At 74.8% G+C, this 20,916-nt stretch carries 20 protein-coding genes; 8 read left to right on the forward strand and 12 right to left on the reverse strand.

Annotation, left to right across the window (positions count from 1 at the left end):
• Nucleotides 1–111: 111 nt before the first annotated feature.
• Nucleotides 112–1,713 carry an alkaline phosphatase D family protein gene (locus C892_RS0101965; protein ID WP_017555816.1) on the reverse strand — a complete coding sequence of 534 codons (1,602 nt, stop codon included), beginning with the start codon at nt 1,711–1,713 and terminating at the stop codon, nt 112–114.
• 319 nt (nt 1,714–2,032) lie between these two features.
• Here C892_RS0101965 and C892_RS0101970 point away from each other — a divergent pair, with 319 nt between their 5' ends.
• Nucleotides 2,033–3,298, forward strand: coding sequence for a cytochrome P450 family protein (locus C892_RS0101970; protein WP_017555817.1), 1,266 nt, complete (start codon nt 2,033–2,035; stop codon nt 3,296–3,298).
• A gap of 12 nt (nt 3,299–3,310) precedes the next feature.
• Here C892_RS0101970 and C892_RS28370 read toward each other — a convergent pair whose 3' ends face one another.
• Nucleotides 3,311–4,012 carry a pyridoxal-phosphate dependent enzyme gene (locus C892_RS28370; RefSeq protein WP_017555818.1) on the reverse strand — a complete coding sequence of 234 codons (702 nt, stop codon included), beginning with the start codon at nt 4,010–4,012 and terminating at the stop codon, nt 3,311–3,313.
• Between the two features lie 410 nt (nt 4,013–4,422).
• Here C892_RS28370 and C892_RS0101980 point away from each other — a divergent pair, with 410 nt between their 5' ends.
• Nucleotides 4,423–4,896: an Lrp/AsnC family transcriptional regulator gene (locus tag C892_RS0101980; protein WP_017555819.1), complete on the forward strand. Its 474-nt coding sequence runs from the start codon at nt 4,423–4,425 to the stop codon at nt 4,894–4,896.
• A 789-nt stretch (nt 4,897–5,685) separates the two neighbouring features.
• Here the strand turns inward: C892_RS0101980 and C892_RS0101985 are convergent.
• Nucleotides 5,686–7,125 (reverse strand): aminotransferase-like domain-containing protein, encoded by a 1,440-nt coding sequence (locus tag C892_RS0101985; RefSeq protein ID WP_017555820.1) that lies wholly within the window; start codon nt 7,123–7,125, stop codon nt 5,686–5,688.
• 16 nt (nt 7,126–7,141) lie between these two features.
• Here C892_RS0101985 and C892_RS28375 point away from each other — a divergent pair, with 16 nt between their 5' ends.
• Together C892_RS28375 and C892_RS0101995 are read left to right on the forward strand one after the other, a co-directional pair.
• Nucleotides 7,142–8,122 carry a DMT family transporter gene (locus C892_RS28375; protein WP_017555821.1) on the forward strand — a complete coding sequence of 327 codons (981 nt, stop codon included), beginning with the start codon at nt 7,142–7,144 and terminating at the stop codon, nt 8,120–8,122.
• A 71-nt stretch (nt 8,123–8,193) separates the two neighbouring features.
• Nucleotides 8,194–8,607 carry a DUF2784 domain-containing protein gene (locus C892_RS0101995; protein ID WP_017555822.1) on the forward strand — a complete coding sequence of 138 codons (414 nt, stop codon included), beginning with the start codon at nt 8,194–8,196 and terminating at the stop codon, nt 8,605–8,607.
• Here C892_RS0101995 and C892_RS0102000 read toward each other — a convergent pair.
• The 7 genes from C892_RS0102000 to C892_RS0102030 form a co-directional block, all read right to left on the reverse strand.
• Nucleotides 8,571–9,371, reverse strand: a complete 801-nt coding sequence (locus tag C892_RS0102000) for a class I SAM-dependent methyltransferase (protein ID WP_026124084.1) — start codon at nt 9,369–9,371, stop codon at nt 8,571–8,573. The genes C892_RS0101995 and C892_RS0102000 overlap by 37 nt on opposite strands.
• A gap of 72 nt (nt 9,372–9,443) precedes the next feature.
• Nucleotides 9,444–10,445, reverse strand: a complete 1,002-nt coding sequence (locus C892_RS0102005; RefSeq protein ID WP_017555824.1) for a methyltransferase — start codon at nt 10,443–10,445, stop codon at nt 9,444–9,446.
• Nucleotides 10,446–10,593: 148 nt separating this feature from the next.
• Nucleotides 10,594–10,971 carry an RNHCP domain-containing protein gene (locus C892_RS28380; protein WP_026124085.1) on the reverse strand — a complete coding sequence of 126 codons (378 nt, stop codon included), beginning with the start codon at nt 10,969–10,971 and terminating at the stop codon, nt 10,594–10,596.
• A gap of 261 nt (nt 10,972–11,232) precedes the next feature.
• Nucleotides 11,233–11,847 carry a hypothetical protein gene (locus C892_RS0102015; RefSeq protein ID WP_017555825.1) on the reverse strand — a complete coding sequence of 205 codons (615 nt, stop codon included), beginning with the start codon at nt 11,845–11,847 and terminating at the stop codon, nt 11,233–11,235.
• Nucleotides 11,848–11,897: 50 nt separating this feature from the next.
• Nucleotides 11,898–12,371 (reverse strand): GNAT family N-acetyltransferase, encoded by a 474-nt coding sequence (locus C892_RS0102020; protein ID WP_017555826.1) that lies wholly within the window; start codon nt 12,369–12,371, stop codon nt 11,898–11,900.
• A 64-nt stretch (nt 12,372–12,435) separates the two neighbouring features.
• A complete protein-coding gene (bioB, locus tag C892_RS0102025) occupies nt 12,436–13,521 on the reverse strand; it encodes a biotin synthase BioB (RefSeq protein ID WP_017555827.1) in 1,086 nt (361 codons plus the stop codon).
• Between the two features lie 109 nt (nt 13,522–13,630).
• Nucleotides 13,631–14,212, reverse strand: coding sequence for a TIGR03086 family metal-binding protein (locus tag C892_RS0102030; RefSeq protein ID WP_017537639.1), 582 nt, complete (start codon nt 14,210–14,212; stop codon nt 13,631–13,633).
• Between the two features lie 214 nt (nt 14,213–14,426).
• Here C892_RS0102030 and C892_RS0102035 point away from each other — a divergent pair, with 214 nt between their 5' ends.
• The gene (locus C892_RS0102035) at nt 14,427–15,836 is read left to right on the forward strand and encodes a sugar porter family MFS transporter (protein WP_017555828.1); all 1,410 of its coding nucleotides are present in this window, start codon (nt 14,427–14,429) and stop codon (nt 15,834–15,836) included.
• Nucleotides 15,837–15,981: 145 nt separating this feature from the next.
• On the opposite strand, the gene C892_RS28385 is transcribed toward C892_RS0102035, so the two are convergent.
• Both C892_RS28385 and C892_RS31710 read right to left on the reverse strand, forming a co-directional pair.
• Nucleotides 15,982–16,581: a class F sortase gene (locus C892_RS28385; protein WP_083934302.1), complete on the reverse strand. Its 600-nt coding sequence runs from the start codon at nt 16,579–16,581 to the stop codon at nt 15,982–15,984.
• 15 nt (nt 16,582–16,596) lie between these two features.
• Complete coding sequence (locus C892_RS31710; RefSeq protein WP_193374729.1) at nt 16,597–17,028, reverse strand: GVDTG sorting domain-containing protein; 432 nt, start codon at nt 17,026–17,028, stop codon at nt 16,597–16,599.
• 189 nt (nt 17,029–17,217) lie between these two features.
• On the opposite strand from C892_RS31710, the gene C892_RS0102055 reads away from it, so the two are divergent.
• From C892_RS0102055 to C892_RS0102065, 3 genes are all read left to right on the forward strand, one after another.
• Entirely contained in the window at nt 17,218–18,528 is a 1,311-nt protein-coding gene (locus C892_RS0102055; RefSeq protein ID WP_017555831.1) for an ATP-grasp domain-containing protein, read from the forward strand.
• 6 nt (nt 18,529–18,534) lie between these two features.
• A complete protein-coding gene (locus C892_RS0102060) occupies nt 18,535–20,556 on the forward strand; it encodes a CocE/NonD family hydrolase (RefSeq protein WP_017555832.1) in 2,022 nt (673 codons plus the stop codon).
• Between the two features lie 74 nt (nt 20,557–20,630).
• Nucleotides 20,631–20,909, forward strand: a complete 279-nt coding sequence (locus tag C892_RS0102065) for a hypothetical protein (RefSeq protein ID WP_017555833.1) — start codon at nt 20,631–20,633, stop codon at nt 20,907–20,909.
• The last annotated feature ends 7 nt before the right edge of the window (nt 20,910–20,916 follow it).

Here is a 20,916-nt window from a genome sequence, read left to right on the forward strand (position 1 = left end):
CAGGGAACCTAGCACTCCGGGTGGAACCTGTTCTCGTCCATCGGGGCGGCGTGGCGCGCGGGCCTGCGGCCCGCGCGCCGCACGCGCCCAGGGGCATCAGTGGGCAGGGGATCAGGGGAGGGACTCGGGGTCGACCGCGCCGGGGCGGCCGTCCTCGATGACGTACCGGGCCAGGTCGCGGATGGGGGCGCCCGGCTCGGAGACGCGGTCGACGACGCGGTAGTCGGCGGTCCACTCGGTCGGGGTGACGGTGTTGCGCACGTAGCCCCGGCGGCGGTTGATCATCCGGATGTGCGGGTTCTCCTGCAGCTGCACGGCGTCGCCGGGGTTCTGGTCGGTGCCGTCGCCGCCGCTGGTGAAGGAGGTGCCGACCAGCTCGGTGGCCACGGTCGCCGAGTCGGGGTCGTCGAAGTCGGCCTTGACGTCGCACAGGTAGTTGGCGTGCACGTCCCCGGTGATCACGACGGGGTTGGAGGGGCCCGAGGCGAGGACGTCGCGGACGCGGTCGCGCTCGTACCGGTAGCCGTCCCAGGCGTCGTTGCTGAAGTTGGTCGCCGGCCCCTCCACGAAGTCGCGCTGGCTGAAGAACACCTGCTGCCCCAGCACGTTCCAGCGCGCGGTGGGCCCGTTCAGGCCGTCGAAGAGCCACCGGCGCTGGCGCTCGCCCAGCAGGGTGCGGTCGGGGTCGTCGTGCTGGGGGTCGCCGACCTGGTCGCTGCGGTACTGGCGGGTGTCGAGCAGGTGCAGGTCCACCAGGTCGCCGAAGGTCAGGCGCCGGAACATCTGCACGTCGGCCCCCCGGGGGCGCTGGGCCCGGCGCAGGGGCATGTTCTCGTAGTAGGCCCGGAAGGCGGCGGCGCGCCGGCGCAGGAACTCCTGGGGGTCGCCCCCGTTCTCGGGGATGTCGTCGGCCCAGTTGTTGTCGACCTCGTGGTCGTCGAAGACCAGCGCCCAGGGGAAGGCGGCGTGCGCGGCCTGCAGGTCGGGGTCGCTCTTGTACTGGGCGTGGCGGATCCGGTAGTCGGACAGCGAGACCGTCTCCCAGGAGGGGATGTGGGGACGGCCCAGGTCGCCCTCCTCGCCGTACTCGTAGATGTAGTCGCCGAGGAAGACCACCAGGTCCAGGTCCTCCCGGGCCAGGTGCGCCTGGGCGGTGTAGTGGCCGTTGGTGTAGCTCTGGCAGCTGGCGAAGGCGAAGGAGAACCGGTCGGGGCTCGAACCGGGCGCGGGGGCGGTGCGGGTGCGGCCGACGGGGCTGAGGTGGCCCTGTACCCGGAAGCGGTAGAAGTACTCGGCCCCGGGGCGCAGGCCCGAGACCTCCACGTGCACCGCGTGGGCCGACTCGGGGGAGGCGGTGCAGGTGCCGGCGGCGGTGATGCGTCTGAACCGCTCGTCCTCGGAGATCTGCCACTGCACCTGGAAGCGGCGCTCGGGCATGCCGCCCAGCCCGCTCTCGGCCAGCGGCTCGGGGGCCAGGCGGGTCCACAGGACCACGCCGTCGGGCAGCGGATCGCCCGAGGCCACGCCGAGGGTGAAGGGGTCGTGCAGGCGGCCGCGGCCGGCGTGCGCAGGGGCGGGGGTGAGCGCGCCGATCGCCGCGGCGCCCATGGCGGCGGCACCGCCGAGCAGGACGCCGCGGCGGGTGGCGCGGTGCCGGCCGGCCTCAGAGGCGGAGGGGGAGGAGGGGGATTGGGGAAGGGGGACGTCCGACATTCACGGTCTCCTCGGACTCATCGAGCGTCCGCCCCTCGGGGCGGACCGGACCGTGGTCCATGAGGACATGCCGGGGGCACGCGCCCCAACCATCACGCGATGAACGTTGGTCCCTCATCGGTGACCGGACGGTGACGCACTGTCTCTTCCCAGGTCAGCGGGCCGGCGACGGATGGCCGCTTCAGGTCGGGCGGGGGCCGTGGACGCGCCTCCTTTTCACTCCTTCCTGATGTTCCCAGTCTTCAGAAATTTCTGAACATAACGTAGTGTGGGCAGGGGCGGACCACCCGCCGCACACCCACCGCATTGCGAGGCGACCATGACCGCTTCCCCGACCCCCTCCGACGCCGTCTTCGACCTGGGCTCCCCCGGGTTCATGGACGACATCCCGGGCTCCTACGCCCGCATGCGCGACCGCGCGCCGCTGGTGCGCATCGCCTTCCCCGGCGTGGACTACACGACGTGGATGGCCACCCGGTACGAGGTCGTGCGCGACGTGCTCAACGACCCGCGCTTCGTGCGCGACGCGGCCGGCGTCCCCGGCCTGGAGGGCGCGGGCGTCCTCGACCAGATGGTGAGCGCCTTCGGCGTCCCCGAGGACTACAAGCGCTACATGGACGGCCTGCTCACCACCGACGGCGCCGACCACGCGCGGCTGCGCAAGCTCGTCTCCCGCGCCTTCACCGTGCGCAGGGTCAACGACCTGCGCCCGCGCATCCAGGGCATCGTCGGGGGCGTCCTGGACGGGCTGGAGGGCCGGGAGGGCTTCGACGTCCTGTGGGACTTCGGCTTCCCGGTCTCGGGCAACGTCATCTGCGAGCTCGTCGGCATCGGGGAGGAGCAGCGGCCCCGGTGGCGCGCGTGGATGCACGCCATCGCCGGGGGCGAGCCGGAGCGCTACGGCGAATCCCTCACCGGGATGGTCGACGCGGTGCTGGAGGCCGTCGCCGACCGGCGCGCGCTCGCCGAGCGGGGGCGGGCGCCCGACGACCTGCTGAGCGCGCTCATCCGCGTCCGCGACGAGGGCGGCGGCCGGCTCGGCGAGGACGAGCTGGTGGCGATGGTGCTCATCATCGTCCAGGGCGGGCACCACACCACCGCCCACTTCGTGGCCAACGCCGTGCTGGCCCTGCAGCAGCACCCGGACCAGCTGGAGGCGCTGCGCGCGGACCCCGGGCTGATGCCGCGGGCCGTGCACGAGCTGCTGCGCCTGCACGGCCCGGCGCCGATGGCCGGCGTCGCCCACGCCAAGGAGGACGTGCTCCTGCACGGGGTGCGCATCCCGCGCGGCGACGCGGTGGTGTGCGCGCTGGCCGCGGCCAACCGGGACCCCTCGGCCTTCGACGCCCCCGAGCGGCTGGACCTGGCCCGCGCGCCGGCCGGCCGGCGCGAGAGCCACGTGGCGTTCGGCCACGGCCCGCACTACTGCCTGGGCGCGGCGCTGGCGCGCACCGAGGGGGAGGTCGCCCTGGGGGCGCTGCTGGAGCGCCACCCGCACCTGCGCCTGGCGGTGGCGCCCGATCGCGTGGAGCGGTTCGACCAGCCCGGCTCCCGCCACCTGCGGTCCCTGCCGGTGACCGGCTGAGGCGGGGCGCCCTCAGCCTTCCGGCGCCAGGTCGGCGAGGAACCCCGGGTCGGCGTTGGCGCCGGTGACCACGGTGGCCACCGAGGCGCCCGGGACGGCCTCCGGCCCGCGGGCGACGGCCGCCAGGCCCGCCGCCCCCGCCGGCTCGGGGAGCACGCCCAGGGCGGCCGCGGCCAGGCGCGCCGCCCGCACCAGCTCCCCCTCCTCGACCAGCACCACGCCGTCGACCAGCGCCCGCACCCGCCGCACCGCCTCGGGGTGGGGCGCGGTGATGCTGATCCCCGCGGCGAAGGCGGAGGAGGGCGCCACGGGCTCGGCGCGGCCGGTGCGCCAGGCGCGCGCCATCGCCGGGGCCGCGGCCGCCCCGGCGCCCACCACCCGCACCCCGGGCGCGTGCGCGCGCAGCCACCGGGACACGCCGGTGATCAGGGCCCCGTCGCCCAGTGGCAGGACCACCGTGTCGAAGCCGCCGGTGCGCAGCAGCTCCACCCCGATGGTCCCGGCGCCCTCGGCGATCGCGGCGTCGCGGCCGTCCACCGCCGGCACCAGGCCGCTCCCCTCGGCCGCGAAGGCGTCGGCGGCGGTCTGGGGGTCGCCGCCGACCCGGTGCACCCGTGCGCCCAGCGCCTCCATGCGGGCGGTCTTGACCGCGGAGGTGGGCTCGGGGACGAACACGTCGGCGGTGATGCCGCGGCTCCGGGCGGCGTAGGCCACCGCCTGCCCCGAAGTTGCCCCCTCCCGAGGCGCACACCAGCCCCGAGGCCTCGGGCAGCCGCGCCGCCAGGTGCATGGCGCCGCGGCCCTTGAAGCTGCGCAGCGGGTTGAGCGTCTCGACCTTGACGAGCACGGGGCGGCCCATGCGGGCGTCGAGCACGGTGTCGCGGTACTGCGGGGTGTCCAGGAAGACGGGGTCGATGTGCTCGCGGGCCGCGGCGATGCGGTCCGGGTCCAGATCGTCGGCGCCCTGCACGGGGGCGGTGCCCTCGGGCGGTGCGGCGTCGGCAGGGGTGCGGGCCATGGCGGCCTCCCGGGTCATCGGAGGTCTCGAAGCGGACGCCGCCACGGTAGGCCGGGACGCGGTGGCGGCGATTGCCGGTTTCCCGCCGCCCGTGCAAGATTCTTGCATGCGCGACACGCCCTCCCTCGACGACCTGGACCGACTGCTGCTCGGGCTGGTGCAGCGGGACGCCCGGCGCCCCCTGCACGAGTTGGGCGAGCAGGTGGGCCTGTCGCCCAGCGCGGTCCAGCGCCGGCTCACCCGCATGCGCCGCTCGGGGGTGGTCCGCGCCGACGTGGCCGTGGTCGACCCCGAGGCGGTGGGGGCGGGGTTGACGTCGCTGGTCCTGGTGGCCCTGGCCGACGACGACCCGGAGCACCACGCGGCCTTCCGCGAGCGCATGCGCACGGAGGCCTGCGTGCAGCAGTGCTACGCGATCGTCGGCCAGTGGGACTACGCGGTGCTCCTGGTGACCCGCGACATCGCCCAGAACAGGCAGGTGTCGCGCCGTCTGTTCGTCACCGACTTCGGGGTGCGCCGGTACGAGACCTTCCCGGCCTCCGAGGCGGTCAAGGCCGGGCTGACCGTCCCCCTCGGCTGAGCAGGGCGGAGTACCTAGACAGGTCGGTCGAGGACCCGGCGGACGCCTCGGAGGAGCGTCTCGGCGAACGTGCCGTAGGTCCCCGCGGCCACGCGGTGCCGGAGTCGCCGACCCGCCCATGCGGGCGGGCCGACCACGCGAACCGGGACGGCGCCGGCCGGTCGGACCAGTCCCGGACCGGGACGGACGCCGACCACACGACAGGGGCGGCCACTTCCCCGGGCCCGCCTGCCGGGCGGCGGGCCATCTGGGGTCGGGTGGTCGGCGGCGAGGAGAGGCGAGCGCTTCCCCGGACCTGCTTGCCGGCCGCCCGGCTCCTGGCGGTCCAGGCGAACAGCGGCGATGACGGAGCAGCAGGTACCCCGCTCGCGGGCTCCGGCCCGTCTGCCGGGTGGCGGGGGTGTAGGGGCGCCGGGTCGTGGCCGTGTCCGGCACCGTGGTGTGGCTTCCGCCCGCTCCCGTGCCGATCCCGGGAAAAGGGGCCCCTGGAACCGCGCCCGCAGGGGCGTTCTCCCCGAGAGGGAAGGGGAAGGCCTCGCACTCCCTTGTTGATCTCGGGGAAGTCGGCCTTGTACCGGTCGGTACAAGGCCGACTTCCCCGAGATCAACAACGAGGCCCGCCGTTCGCGTCCATCGCCGGCGTCGGCGGGTGCCCTGATGGAGCCTGGACGTCCGCCGGCCCCCCCGACCGACCTGTCGCAGTACCAGCCCCCGCGCGCAGCAGCACCTCCACCACGCGCCACCGGGCATCGTCGTCGCGGCGGGGCGTCTCCAGGCCGTCGGCGCCTCTCACGCCAGGCCGCACTCGGTCAGGGCGGCGCGCAGGCGGCGCACCCCTTCGTCGATCTCCGGCGGGCCCGTCGTGCCCCCGAAACTCAGGCGCAGGTGCGGGGCCGGGGGCTCGGCGGGGAAGTAGGGCCGCCCCGGGGCGACGGCCACGCCCGCCCGCAGGGCCGAGACCACCAGCGCCTGCTCGTCGGCCGCCTCCGGCAGCCGCAGCCACAGGTGCAGCCCGCCCCGCGGCGGCTCGGGCGGCGTCAGGGACGGCAGGTCGTGCAGCAGCGCGGCGACCATGTCCCGGCGCCGTCCGGCCAGGCCGGCGGCGACCGCGCGCAGGTGCCGGCCCCAGGCCGGGGACCCCACCAGCTCCAGCGCCGCCTCCTGCAGCGGCCGCGGAACGAAGAAGCTGTCCACCACCTGGATCGCCCGGAGCCGCCGCATCACCGGCCCCCGCGCCGCCAGCGCCCCCACCCGCAGGTTGGGCGAGGTCGCCTTGGTCAGCGAGCGCACGTGCACCACGGTGCCGTGCTCGTCCTCGGCGGCCAGCGGCGGCGGTAGGGACGGCAGGTCGGCGTGGGCCAGGTGCCGGGCGAAGTCGTCTTCGAGCACGAACGCCCCCGCCGCGCGCGCGATCTCCAGCACCGCGCGCCGCCGCTCGGCGCCGAGCACCCGCCCCGTGGGGTTCTGGAACAGCGGCTGGCACACGAACACCCGCGCCCCGGAGGAGCGCAGGGCCTCCTCCAGCAGCTCGGGCCGGACCCCGTCCCGGTCCATCGGGACGGGCAGCGGCCGCACCCCCGAGGCCCGCGCCGCCGCCAGCATGCCCGGGTAGGTCGGCGACTCCACCAGCACCGGGGCGCCCGGCGGGGCCAGTGCGCGCAGCGCGGCCGTGAGCGCGCTCTGCCCGCCCGCGGTGACCAGCACGTCCGAGGCGTCCAGGACCCCCTCGGCGCCGCCGATCTCGCGGGCGAACCAGCCCCGCAGCTCGGGCACGCCCTCCACCGGCGGCCGCTCCCAGGCCGATGGGCGGCGCCCGGCCCGGGCCAGCGCGGTCGACAGCGCCCGCTCCGGCTGCATGCCGGCGTGCAGGTAGCCGCCGTTGAAGGCGATCGTGCCCGGGGGAGGGGAGGACAGGGTGGCCAGGATCCCGGCGTCGTCCACGCTGCGCGGCACCGGCTCGGCGCCGCCCAGGGTCGGCTCGGCGCTCAGCGACACCTCCTGCCAGGAGGTGTCGCCCTTGGCGCGGGCGCCCGCGGGGGCGGGCGCGCGGTAGGCCCCCGAGCCCGGCCGGGTGACGACCAGGCCCTCGGCGGCCAGCGCGGCGACGGCGCGCGAGACCGTCACCGGGCTCACCCCGAACCGCTCCACCAGCTTCCTGCTCGGCGGGAGCTTCTCACCGGGCGAGTAGCGGTCGACCTCGTGTCGCAGCGATGCCGCCAGCTCCGCCACACTGCTACTCTTTTTCATGAGAGCTGATAATAGCGCTATCGCTTCGGATCGGGTAGCGGCCCGGCGCGGCACCGCACTGGCGGCGCTGGGGGTCGCCGCGTTCTCCTTCACCTTCCCCGCGACCAGCTGGGCCCTGGAGGGCTTCGGGCCCTGGACCGCCACGGGCCTGCGGTGCGCGCTGGCCGGGCTCGTCGCCGCGGCCGCGCTCAAGGCCTCCGGCGCCCGCCTGCCCGAGCGGCGCCACGTGCCGGGGCTGCTGGTGGTGGCGCTGGGGTGCGTGCTGGCCTTCCCCCTGCTGACCTCGCTGGCGCTGCAGACCACCTCCACCGGCAACGCCGCCGTGATCATCGGGCTGCTCCCGCTGACCACCGCCGTGGTCTCCTCGCTGTGGTCGCGCTCGTGGCCGCCGGGGGTGTTCTGGGCCGCCGCCGCCGTCGGGGCGGTCGCGGTCGCCGGGTTCACCGCCCTGCGCACCGGCGGCGCGCCCGGGCCGGGCGACCTGTACTTGTTCGCGGCGCTGGTGCTGTGCGCCGCCGGGTATGCGGCCGGCGGCCGGCTCTCGGCCCACATGCCCGGATGGCAGGTGATCGCCTGGGCTCTGGTGGCCTCCCTTCCGGTGACGGCGCCGCTGACGGCGGCGGGGCTGGCCCTGGAGCCGTTCCACCTGGCCCCTCTGCCGCTCGCGGGCATGGCCTACCTGGCCCTGGTCTCCCAGTTCGGCGGCTTCGCCGCCTGGTACCGGGGGATGGCGCTGATCGGGGTCGCCAAGGCCAGCCAGCTGCAGCTGGCCCAGCCGCTGCTGACGCTGGTGTGGGCCTTCCTGGTGCTGGGCGAGGCCTTCAACCCCTGGGCCCCGCTGACGGCCCTGGTGGTGCTGGGGTGCATCGCCGTCACCCAGCGCTCCGCCCGCAGGCGCGCGGGTCCGCCCGCGCGGGTGCCGGACACCGGAGAGGAGGAGGCGCAGGGAGCGGAGGCGCCGTCACCGGGGCGGCCCTGAGTGCCGGTACTCAGGGGACTTAGGGGTCGGAGGCGATGTGCGGCCCGTGCGGGCGGCCGTAGTTTCACGGCATGCTCTACCTGTTCATCGGGCACGCCGCGGCGCTCCTGCACTTCCTCTTCCTCGGCTACGTGGTCTTCGGCGGCTTCCTCGCCTGGAGGCGGCCCCAGGCGATCCGCCCGCACCTGTTCGTGGCCGCCTATGCCGTCGGGATCGTCCTGATCGACTGGCCCTGTGTGCTGACCGAGCTGGAGAACTGGGCGCGCGCCATGGGCGGCCGCGAGGTCATGCGGTACGGGTTCATCGACCACTACCTGACCGGCACCCTCTACGCCCGCGAGGACCTTCTGGCCTCGCGCGTGGTGATGGGCGCCGTCGTGGCCGCCTCCTGGGCCGGCGCCCTGGTGTGCGAGCGGGCCCGGAAGGGCCGGAGCGCGGAGGCGCCCGATCAGCGCCTGACCGCGGTCACCCTCAGCCGGCGGTAGTCGGCCCACCAGGCGCCGTCCTGGTACAGCCGGGGGCGTGCGCGCTCCTGGACCTCGGCAAGGAAGGCGTCCACGGCTCCGGCGTCGTCGGCATCCCCGGCATCTCCGGCCCCGCCGGTGCCGCCGGTGCCGCCGACCCCCTGGAGCAGGTGCGGACCGAACATCCGCAGCCACACCGCCACGCCGTCCGCGCCCTTCAGGCGCGTGGGGCGGTCGAACAGCCAGGCCCCCGTCACCTCGAACCCCGCCCCCTCCAGCACCCGCGCGTACTCGGCGATACCGGGGAAGTACCAGGGCGAGGGCGCATCGGGCAGGCCGGCGTCGGCACGCGCCGCGCGGGCGGCCGCCTCGATCGCCGCGACGTTGCCCGCACCGCCGAACTCGGCGGCCAGCCGGCCCCCGGGGCGCAGCGCCGCCGCCAGGGACGCCGCGGCCCGGTCCGCCTCGGGGACCCAGTGCAGGACGGCGTTGCTGAGCACGGCGTCGAACCCGCTCAGCCCCAGGTCGCGCAGGTCGCCCACGCGCACGTCCAGGCCGGGGAAGCGCTCGGCCGCCCGCTCGGCCATCTCGGGGGAGGCGTCGACGCCGACGACCGTGGCCCCGCGCTCGCGGAGGGCCTCGGCGTGGTCGCCCGTCCCGCACCCGGCGTCCAGGACCCGCTCTGCCGGGCGCGGGGCGAGCAGGTCGACCAGATCGGCCCCCAGGGCGGAGACGTAGGCGTGGCGGGTGTCGTACAGCTCGGCGTCCCAGCGCAGGTTCGGCATGCCCGAACCGTACACCGGTATATCACATTATAAAATAGTCGTCTCACGATGTGAGAGATGGGCAGGTGGTGGTCACACGCGTCCGGCGGGGGCCATCTCCACCACCGAGATCCGCCCGGCCGGGTGGACGCCCACCGTGCGCAGGCCCGCCTCCTCGCCCAGCTCCCGCAGCTCGCCCACGCCCCGGTCCTTGCCTCCGAAGAAGGCCAGCATCCGCAGGTCCAAGGCCGTGTCCGGGGACTCCCCGTCGGCCCCGGTGTTCTCGGCGACCAGCACGCGCCCCTGCGGGGCGGCCGCCTCGGCGCACCGGCGCAGGATCTCCACCGCCGAGGCCCGGTCCCAGTCGTGCACCACGGCCGAGAGCAGGTAGCCGCCGTACCCGCGGGGGAGAGGCGAGAAGAAGTCCGCCGCCACGGCGCCCGCCCGGTCGCCGAACCCCGCCTCCCGCAGGAGCGACCGTGCCCGCCGCGCGGTGTCCGGCCGGTCGACCACGGCGCCCCGCAGCCCGGGGTGGGCCCGCAGCAGCGCGGCGAGCAGGGTCCCGTCGCCCCCGCCGACGTCGGCGACGCCGCCCAGCGCGCCCCAGTCGTAGGCGGCCGCGATGGCCTCGGCGTCCTTGGCCACGTCGGTGCCCATCCGCCGGTCGTAGACTTGCGCGCGCTCGGGGTCGTCGGCCAGCACCTCCCAGAACCCCCGCCCGAAGCGCTCGGGGAAGGCCGCCCCGCCGGTGCGCACACTGTGCACCAGCTCCGTCAGCGCCAGTTCGGCGCGGGGCAGGTGCTCCTCCAGGTCCAGTTCGGCCCGCAGCGAGTCCGGGTGGTCCGACCGCAGCCGCTCGCCCTCGCCGCGCGTGCGGTGGCGCCCCTGCGCGTCGCGGTCGACCACCCCGACCCGCACCAGGTGCGCCAGGAGCCGGCCCAGGGCGTCGGTGTCGGCCCCGCAGGCCCGCGCCAGCTCGGGGGCGGTCCGCGCCCCCTGCGCCATGTGGTCGGCCAGGCGCAGGGTGGCGGCGGTGCGCACCGCCATGGGGGTCAGCAGGTCGGCCATGTCCCACAGGTCCGCGGGTCCGGTCATGGGGGTCCTTCCGTTCTCGGGGCGGCGCCGGGCCGCTCCGGCGCGCCGACACCCTACGGCCGCGCACGGCGATGCGGCCCCGGAATGCACGGGAGAACGGCGGGGCCGGGGCCGGACCGCACGCAGCGGTCCGGCCCCGGCCCCCTCTTCACAGAGCCGCCAACCGCTCCAGCGGGAACGGCGGGCTCGCCAGCGGGCGGGTCGCCGTGCGCATCAGCAGCAGCGGGTTGTCGTCGCCGGCGCTCCGGTTGGCGACCAGCGTGTCGCACCGGGTGCACCGGTGGATGAGCACCCACTCGCCGTCGCCGCGTACGGTGACCGCGATGGGCTCCATGCGGGCCCCGCAGTCCGATGCCCGGTCGCCCGGGACGCCGTCGTCGACGTGCTTGCTGTACAGGCAGTTGGGACAGTGGTTGCGGTGCCGCGTCCCCGGGGCGCCCAACGGCACGTCGAGGCTGCAGTGGGCGCAGCGGAAACTGTCGGCTCCCTGGTGGGAGCGCTTTCGGTGGTCGCGTCGTCGTGACACGAAGGTGACTCCTCGCGGGTGGAACGGCCGGATCGGGCGCTCGGCGCCGTCCGCCGCCCCGCGAAGGGCCTCAGCAGGTCAGGCGTCCGAAGCCCTCCGCGGGGTAGCGACGACGCGGGACCGGGGCACAGACCTCACCGAATTCGACATGCAGGCCACACACTCGCTCACTGTGGGACGGGGACGGGACGGGCGGGCCGAAGGACCCGCGCAAGTCGATCCAACCCCGGCGCCCCGTGCGAGGGCAACCGGTTTTTCCCGTCAGCCCGCCAGCACCGATCGCACCTGCTCGGCGCTCCACCCTCCGGCCGCACCGGGACGGGACGCCAGGTAGGCGGCCGTCCGCACCGGGCCCCACCGGTGCGCGGCCTCAAGGCCGGCGCCGATCACCCTGAGGTAGCCGGCGGACGGCGGCGTGTGCTCAACCTCCCGGCTCGACCAGTGCGCCGTGAAGGTCAGCATCGGCAGCCCGTCCATGTCCCCGCAGTGCAGCAGCGTCTCATAGCGGCCCTCACCGAGGACCGCGCGTCCCGCACCGACCGCCTCGGCCGGGTCGGGCCCCCGGCCGGGGGAGCGGTACATCTCCTGGGCGGCGATGTCGGAGAACTGCCCGGCCCCCACCAGGTAGGCGCGCGCGGGCGCCGCCCCCGGCAGGTCCGGGTCGAGCATCGCCAGGCCGCCGCCCCACATCGGCGATTCGAGCCCGAAGTACACCCCGCCGGGCAGCCACACCGGCCGGTCGGCGCGCGGCGGGGTGCGGTCCCGGCAGCCCGGGTTGGCCCGCGCCCCGCCGCCGGGCGCCCCGCCGCGCACATAGCAGTCCAGGCGTGCGGCGTCGGTGTTGGCGCCGTAGCTCACGTACCAGACCAGGTCCACGGCAGGGCCCTCCAACGGTTCGGGTGCTCGGGGCCGTGCGGCCGGGGCGGTCAGGCCCGGGCGGGCTCGCCCGCCAGGCCGCGCTCGAAGCAGATGCTCTCCTCGCACGCCACGTAGGGCCCGTACCGCTCGATGCGCCGGTAGCCGGCCCTCTCGTACACCCGCATCGCCTCGGGCTGCTCGGCCCCGGTCTCCAGGCGCATGCGCGAGGCGCCCAGCTCCCGCGCGCGCTCCTCCAGGGCGCGCAGCAGCAGGCCGCCGATGCGGCGGCCCCGCCACCGGGGGGCCACGTACATCCGCTTGATCTCGAAGGTGTCCTCGTCCAGGCGCCGCAGGCATCCGCAGCCCACGGCGTCGCCGGAGTCGTCGGTGGCCAGCAGGAAGGCGGTGACGTCCTCGGCGGAGGGCTTGGGGCCCGCCTCGATGTCGCCGCCGTAGCGTTCGATGGTCTCCCGCTCCTGCTCGCGGCGCAGGGCCGCTCCGGCGGGGTGGTCCCAGGGGACGTCGTCAAGGATGATGCGCACGGACAGCGATGGTAGCCGCCGGGGGTGACACCCCTGTCCCCGCCGGCGGACCCGGGGGCGCGGCTCAGGCGTTGGGCGGCAGGGCGGTGCCCGTGCCGCGGTGGCGGGGGCGGACCAGGTCCGGCCGCTCCCGGCCCCCGTCGGCGCCGTGGCCGTCGTTCGCCCCGTCGCCGTCGGCGCCCAGCACGGTGAACCCGGCGTCGCGGATCATCTCCAGGTCGGCCCGGCCCGCCTGGCCCTCGCTGGTCAGGTAGTCGCCGAGGAAGATCGAGTTGGCCAGGTACAGCGCGGTGGACTGCAGGCCCCGCAGGTGCACCTCGCGCCCGGCGGCCAGGCGCACCTCGGCGTCGGGGAAGGCCAGGCGGGCCGCCGCCAGGATGCGCAGGCACCGCTGCGGGTCCAGGTCCCACCGCCCGGCCAGCGGGGTGCCCTCGAAGGGGATGAGGAAGTTGACCGGGACCGAGTCGGGGTCCAGCGCGCGCAGGGCCAGCAGCGCGTCGGCGAGGTCGGCGTCGCTCTCGCCCATGCCGGCGATCAGCCCCGAGCACGGCGACAGGCCCGCCGCCTTGGCCTTGCCCACCGTCTCCACCCGGTCGTCGAAGGTGTGGGTGGTGCAGATCTCGGAGTAGCGCTCCCCGGAGGTGTTGAGGTTGTGGTTGTAGGCGTCCGCGCCCGAGGCGCGCAGGCTCTCGGCCTGGCCGTCCGAGAGCAGTCCCAGGCAGGCGCAGACCTCCACCCCCGGGTGCTCGGCCTTGATGCCCTCGATGGTGGGGCGGAGCCGGTCCACGTCCCGGTCGGTGGGGCCGCGCCCGCTGGCCACCAGGCACACCCGCGCCGCGCCGGCCCGCACCCCGGCGCGGGCCGCTTCGGCGGCCTGGTCGGGCTTGAGCCAGGTGTAGGTCACCACGTCGGCCGTGGAGCCCAGGCGCTGGGAGCAGTAGGTGCAGTCCTCCGGGCACAGCCCGCTCTTGAGGTTGACCAGGTAGTTGAGTTTGACGGTGCGGCCGAAGAACCGCAGGCGGGGGCGGGCCGCCGCGGCCACCAGGTCCATCAGGTCGTCGTCGCCGCTGCCCAGCACACCGAGCAGCTCCTCGCGGGTCAGGGGGTCGCGCCGCAGCGCCTTGTCCGAGAGCACGTCGAATCGGGCCATGGGGCCGATCCTGGGGCAGGGGGCGGGTGTGCCGCAGGAGACGGAGGAGCCAAAGTCGGCCCCGCCGAGTTTGTGGACCCCGCCCCTTACGCCGGCCGCCCGCCGGGGCTCAGACGGCGCGGCCGGTGCGGGCGAGCAGCACGGCCTGGTCGCCGGCGCCCTCGGGGACCGGCTGGGGCGGGGCGAAGATGCCCGCGCCGTCCCGGCTCTGCGCCGCCTCCAGGTCGCCGGAGATCTGCTCGGACTCCAGGAGGGCGCGCACCAGGGCCGGGTCGAGCCGCTCGTCCGCGCCGATCGCGCGGGCCAGGTCCCAGGCGTGCACGGCCAGGTCGAAGGTCATCTGCCACAGGTACAGCGACCCGGGGGCGTCCCCGAAGGACAGGTGCACCGTCGCCTCCAGGGCGCCCGGCCGCAGCCACGCGGTGCGGGCCTCGCGCGCGGCCAGCTCCCAGGTGGCCACCGGCTCCTCGCCCATGGCGTCGCCCTCGAAGCGGTCCCCCGCCCCGGCGATGGTCCCGCCCTCCAGCAGGTAGGGCACCCACAGCTGCTCGCGCACCAGGTGCTCGACCAGGTCGTGCACGTCCCACTCCTGGCAGGGGGTGGGCTCGGCCCACTGCACCGGGCCGATGGCGCGCACCCTCCGGTCGAACTCCTTCATCGCCTGGCCGTGCAGGTCGAGCAGGTCGGACATGCTGGTTTCCCTTCGCGGATCGGTCGCGGCCCCGCGGCCGCCGGCGGGGCCCTACCCGAGCATGGCGCCTGTCATCCGCACCGCGAAACGGCAATCCCTCGGCCTGTGAACGACAACACACCGCGTTTCGTCACGGCCCACCTGTGCGGCGGCGGGAGCATGGTGGGCCGTGACCTGTCCATCACCCCCCGTTGAACGCGGTTAGGAGGGGAGCGTGGCGCGAGCGCACTCCTCGGCCTCGGATCCCGAGGCCGGCAACCTCGTCCATGTCGTCATGATCGCCGGCGCGGCGGCCATGGGCGGCTTCCTTTTCGGCTACGACAGCTCGGTGATCAACGGCGCCGTCGAGTCCATTCAGGCGCACTTCGAGGTGGGGCCGGGCGTCACGGGGTTCACCGTGGCCGCGGCGCTGCTCGGCTCGGCGGTGGGCGCGGCGGTGGCCGGGGCGCTGGCCGACCGCTTCGGCCGCATCCGCGTCATGCAGCTGGCCGGCCTGCTGTTCCTGATCAGCGGCATCGGCTCGGCGCTGCCGTTCACGGTGTGGGACCTGGCGCTGTGGCGCGTGGTGGGCGGCGGTGCCATCGGCATCGCCTCGGTGATCGCGCCCACCTACATCGCCGAGGTCTCGCCGGCGGCGTACCGGGGGCGCCTGGCCTCCATGCAGCAGCTGGCGATCGTGCTCGGCATCGCCGTGTCCCAGCTGGTCAACTACGCGCTGGCGTCGCTGGCCGGGGGCAGCGCGCTCAACGAGCTGGGGCCGCTGCAGGCCTGGCAGTGGATGCTGGGCGTGGAGGTCTTCCCCGCCGCCCTGTACATCCTGCTGTCGCTGACCATCCCCGAGTCCCCCCGCTACCTGGTGCGCGTGGGCAAGGACGCCAAGGCGCGCCGGATCCTCGAGGACGTCGAGGGCGGCGACGTCGAGGGGCGCATCGCCGAGATCCACCGGGCCCTGGGCACGGAGGTCAAGCCCCGGCTGAGCGACCTGCGCGGCCCCTACCTGCTGCTGCCCATCGTGTGGATCGGCATGGCGATCTCGGCGTTCCAGCAGCTGGTCGGCATCAACGTGATCTTCTACTACTCCGCGTCGCTGTGGCAGTCGGTCGGGGTCAACGAGAGCGACTCGCTGCTGCTGAGCCTGTTCACCTCGATCGTGAACATCATCGGCACGTTCGTCGCCATCGGCCTGGTCGACAGGATCGGCCGCAAGCCCCTGTTGCTGATCGGCTCGGCGGGCATGGCGGTGACGCTGGCGACGACCGGCTTCGCCTTCAGCCACGCCACGGTCGTCGGCGACCAGGCCCAGCTGTCCTTCGGCTGGGGCGCGGTGGCGCTGGTCGCGGCCAGCGGCTTCGTGCTGTTCTTCGCCCTGTCGTGGGGCGTGGTGACCTGGGTGCTGCTGGGGGAGATGTTCCCGCTGCGCATCCGGGCGGCCGCGATGGCGGTGGCCACCGCCACGCAGTGGATCGCCAACTGGCTGGTCACCGTCACCTTCCCGACCCTGCGCGACTGGGACCTCGCCGGCACCTACACGGTCTACACGGCCTTCGCGGTGCTGTCCTTCCTGTTCGTCTGGAAGTTCGTCAAGGAGACCAAGGGCAAGACCCTGGAGGAGATGAAGGGGTAGGCGGGCCTGGCGCCCTCTGACGCCTCCCGGGGGGCGTCAGAGGGCGCCAGGCCCCATGGCCGATCGCCGGAGGCCGCTCCGCGTTCCGCCGTGTCCCCACGGCTGCGGGGCGGCGCCCCTGGTGGTGGTCGCGAACCGATGCCCCTCACGGCGCCAGCCGGGCGAACACCACCACATTGCTCCGATACGACCCCGCTGCCTCGTCGAAATCCCCGCCGCACGTGATCAGCCTCAGCTCCGGCCCGGGGGTCGCCCCGTAGACCCGGCGGGTGGGGAACTCCTCCCGGCCCTTGCCGTAGGTCGCCACGGCATAGACCTCGAACCAAGCCGTCGCGCCATCGCTGCGCTCGACGCCCACGACCGCACCCGGCCCCAAGGACTCCAGGCCGAAGAACACCGCCGGGCCGCGGTGCGAGTCCACATGCCCCACCAGCACGGCAGGGCCGTCCTCCCCCGGGGCCGCCCCGCCGGAGAACCACCCCACCTCGTGCCACCCCGACGGTGCCTCCAGGCCTCCGTCCGCCCCGATGCCCAGACCGACGACCCTGCGGGCGTGCAGATCCAGCGACGGCACCACCACCCCCACCGGGGCCGACCGCGACGACACCGCCTCGGCGGACGAGGCCGGCCGCCCCGGCGGCACGGCCGCCGGGGCGGCCCCACGTCCTATTTCGGGGAACGGAGCGGCCACTCCGGCGAATGTCAAGGCCGCGGCCAGGCACCACGCCCGACCACGGCCCTGCATCGAACCTCGCACCGGTCAGCTCCGGCGCTCCGGCCGCCGACGCCACATCAGCGCACCGGCCGCCGCCGCGATCGCGGCGGCGGCGCCCACGGCGATACCCGCCGGGTCCATGCCGTCCGTCGCGCCGCCTCCGGCCTCGACACCGCCTGAAGGCATGGCGGCCCCGTCATCGGAGCCACCGGCCCCGTCCCCTCCATCGCCGTCCATGCCGTCGTCGGCACCGCCACCATCGTCGCCGTTCTCCTCGCATCCGATGCCGTCGCCGTCGGCGTCGAAGTTGTGCGGGTCGCCGGGGGAGACCTCGAAGTCGCGCTCCTCGATGTCGGGACAGTCGATATCGGGGGGCGGGGGAGGCACCGGATCGTCGGCCCAGGCGGGCGCGGAGGCCAGCGCCAGGGCGGCGGCGGTCGTGGTGAGGCTGGTGATCAGGCGGTGTCCGGTCATCATCATCGCTTTCTGGGCTCGGGGCCGTGTCGACCAGGCCCCCGATCGACACGTATAGATACCAAGTGTGACTTTCCGTAGTCGAGTGGTAGTGAAAACCACACCCCGGGAAAGACCGGACAAAACAACGCTCCCCTCCTGTAATCGCCCCGTCCTCCGGGTAGTCGGCCGGGGAACGCGGAGGGGAGGCACATGGACGAGATGGGCGACAACGTCTTCGTGCTGGGCGCGGACCCGCACAACCGGGCCGTGCTGGACGAGCTGGCAGAGAGGCGCGGCTACCGGATCCACGGGCTCCTGGAGATGGAGGAGCTGCGGGACGCCCACGACCGGCTGCCCGAGCTGTTGGACGACGCCCGCCGGATCCTCGACGGTTTCGAGGGCAGCGTCGACGCCGTCATCGGCTTCTGGGACTTCCCCGTGCGCACGCTCGTGCCGATCCTGTGCGCCGAACGGGGGCTGCACTCGCCGTCCCTGGAGTCCGTCGTCAAGTGCGAGCACAAGTACTGGAGCCGCCGCGAGCAGCGCGAGGTGACCGACGCGGTCCCTCCGTTCGCCGAGGTGCCCCTGGAGGCCGAGGCGCCGCCGCCCGAGGTCGGTTACCCTATGTGGCTCAAGCCGGTGAAGTCCTTCTCCTCGGCCCTGGCCTTCCGGGTGACCGACGACGAGGAGTTCCGGGAGGCCCTCGGCCGCATCCGGGAGGGCATCGACGACCTGGGGAGCCCGTTCGACTGGCTGCTCCGGCGCATCGACCTGCCCGAGGCCGTCGCCCGTGCCGGGGGCTCGGCCTGCCTGGCCGAGGAAGAGGTCCACGGGGAGCAGGTCACCGTCGAGGGCTACGTCTGGCGCGGGGACCCCGTGGTCTACGGCGTGGTCTCCTCGGCCACCTACCCCGACTCGCCCAGCTTCCTGCGCTACACCTACCCCTCCGGGCTGCCCGGAACGGTGGCGGAACGGCTCGCCGACATCAGCGAGCGGGTGGTGCGGCGCATGGGCCTGGACGCCACGACCTTCAACATCGAGTACTTCTGGAACCCCGGGGACGACACCCTGCGCCTGCTGGAGATCAACCCCCGCCACTCCCAGTCGCACGCCCGGCTGATGGCGGAGGTCGACGGGGTGCCCAACCACGACCACATGGTCCGCCTGGCGCTGGGCCGCGAGCCCCTGTTGGAGACCGGCGCCGGCCGCCACGCCACCGCGGCCAAGTGGTTCCTGCGCCGGTTCACCGACGGGGTGGTGCGCACCGCCCCCGGCCCCGAGGACATCGCCCGGATGGAGCGCGACGTGCCCGGCACCGGTGCCAAGGTGTCGGCCCCGCCGGGGACCCGGCTGTCCCGGATGCCCTCCCAGGACAGCTACAGCTACGAACTGGCCCAGGTGTTCACCGCCGGGCGCAGCGACGAGGACCTGCGCCGCGCCTACGAGCTGTGCCTGGCGCGGCTGCCGTTCGAGATCGATGAACCCGACGAGGACGCCGCCGCGGGCGGCGAGGGGGGCTGACCGCACATGCGCACCGTCACCGAGTTCCCGCACGAGGTGATCGAGGAGGGGGAGCTGACCGTCCCCGTCTCCGACGGGGTGCACCTGGCCGCCCGCGTCTGGCGACCGGCCGGCTCCGACACCGACCCGGTGCCCGCGCTCCTGGAGTTCATCCCCTACCGGCAGCGGGACCTGACCGCGCTGCGCGACTCGTCCATGCACCCCTACCTGGCCGGGCACGGCTACGCCTGTGCCCGGGTGGACCTGCGCGGCAGCGGCGACTCCGAGGGGGTGCTCCAGGACGAGTACCTGGAGCGGGAGCTGCGGGACGCCGAGGAGGTCCTGGAGTGGCTGGCCTCCCGCCCCTGGTGCGACGGCACCACCGGGATGATGGGCATCTCCTGGGGCGGGTTCAACGCCCTGCAGGTGGCCGCGCGCCGGCCGCGCAGCCTGGGCGCCATCGTCACCCTGTGCTCCACCGACGACCGCTACGCCGACGACGTGCACTACATGGGCGGGTGCCTGCTGGGCGACAACCTGTCCTGGGCCTCGACGATGTTCGCCTACACCTCCTGCCCGCCCGACCCCGCGGCGGTCGGGCCCGGGTGGCGGGACCTGTGGCGCGACCGCCTGGAGGGCAGCGGGCTGTGGCTGGACACCTGGCTGCGCCACCAGCGCCGGGACGCCTACTGGCGGCACGGGTCGGTGTGCGAGGACCTGTCGGCGATCCGGGTCCCGGTGATGGCGGTCAGCGGCTGGGCCGACGGGTACTCTAACGCGGTCTTCCGGCTGATGGAGGGGCTGGCCGTCCCCCGGATCGGGCTGATCGGCCCCTGGTCGCACAAGTACCCGCAGGTGGGGCGGCCGGGCCCGGCCATCGGGTTCCTGCAGCACTGCGTGCGGTTCTGGGACCGCTGGCTCAAGGGGGCCGACAACGGCATCGACGCCGAGCCGGTCCTGCGCAGCTGGATGCAGGAGAGCATGCCGCCCTCCACCGCCTACACCGAGCGGCCCGGCCGGTGGGTGGGCGAGCAGGAGTGGCCCTCGCCGAAGATCGTGCACGAGGAGCGCCCGCTCGGGCTGCACCGGATCGGCGAGCCGGGCGAGCCGGTGCGCCCCGACGCCGCCTCGGTGCGGTCGCCGCTGACCGTGGGGCAGTACGCGGGCAAGTGGTGCTCCTACAACGCGCCGCCGGACCTGCCCTACGACCAGCGCGAGGACGACGGCGGCTCGCTGGTCTTCGACACCCCGCCGCTGGAGGAACGGGTGGAGATCCACGGGGCGCCGGTGCTCAACCTGGAGTTCACCGTCGACCGGCCGGTGGCCATGGCGGCGGTGCGGCTGTCGGACGTGGCGCGCGACGGCCGCGCCACCCGGGTCACCTACGGGCTGCTCAACCTGACCCACGCGACCGGGCACGACGACCCGCGGCCGCTGGAGCCGGGGCGGCGCTACCGGGTGGCGGTCCCGATGAACGGCGTGGCCCAGGCGTTCCCGCCCGGCCACCGCATCCGGGTGTCGGTGTCCACCTCCTACTGGCCGCTGGCCTGGCCGCCGCCCGAGCCGGTGGTGCTCACCGCGCTGCTGGAGGGCGGCACCTCCCTGGTCCTGCCGATCCGGCCGGAGGGCACGGGGGCCGAGCCGCGGCCCTTCGCCGAGCCCGAGGGCGCCCCGCCGGTGGAGACCGAGCAGGCGGTGCCGGGGGAGGGGCGCTGGGAGCTCTCCCGCGACCTGGTCGACTACTGGTCGTCGCTGCGGGTGGTCAAGGACCTGGGGACGGTGCGCTTCCCGGACACCGGCTGGGAGGTGTCCCGGCGCGCATGGGAGGAGTACTGCTCGCAGGGCGAGGACTTCTCCTCGCCGGTGGGGCGCACCGAGTGGCGGATGGGCTTCGCCCGGGACGGGTGGCAGGTCCGCACGGTGACGCGCACCGAGCTGAGCGCCACCCCCGAGGAGTTCCGGCTCAACGCCACCCTGGACGCCTACGAGGACGGTGCGCGCGTGGCGGCCGAGACGTGGAACACCACGATCCCGCGCGACCTGGTGTAGGCGCCGGGGCGCAGCCGCAGGGGGTCACGGGCAGTAGCATGACCTGCGGACCGTGACCACCTCTGAGGAGAAGCATGCGCCACACCCCCCGGTCGTTCACCCGCGAGGTCGCCCGGCGCGAGGCCGAACGCCGGGGCCTGGCCGCGGACTGGGACGCCGAGGCGCCCGAGGAGGTCCCCGAGGAGCTGCGGCACGCGGTGTTCAAGCTCGCCGACCGGGGCTGGTGCGTGTGGGCGACGACCTGCGACGAGGAGATGGCGATGCCCGCCGACCGGGACTTCCACCCGCTGGAGGAGGTCCTGGCCGCGGCGTGGGCCCGGCAGGGCTGGAACGGCGTGCGCATCCTGCACTGAGGCCGCG

The sequence above is a fragment of the Nocardiopsis baichengensis YIM 90130 genome (assembly GCF_000341205.1).
In the GTDB taxonomy this organism is placed as follows: Bacteria; Actinomycetota; Actinomycetes; order Streptosporangiales; family Streptosporangiaceae; genus Nocardiopsis_A; species Nocardiopsis_A halophila.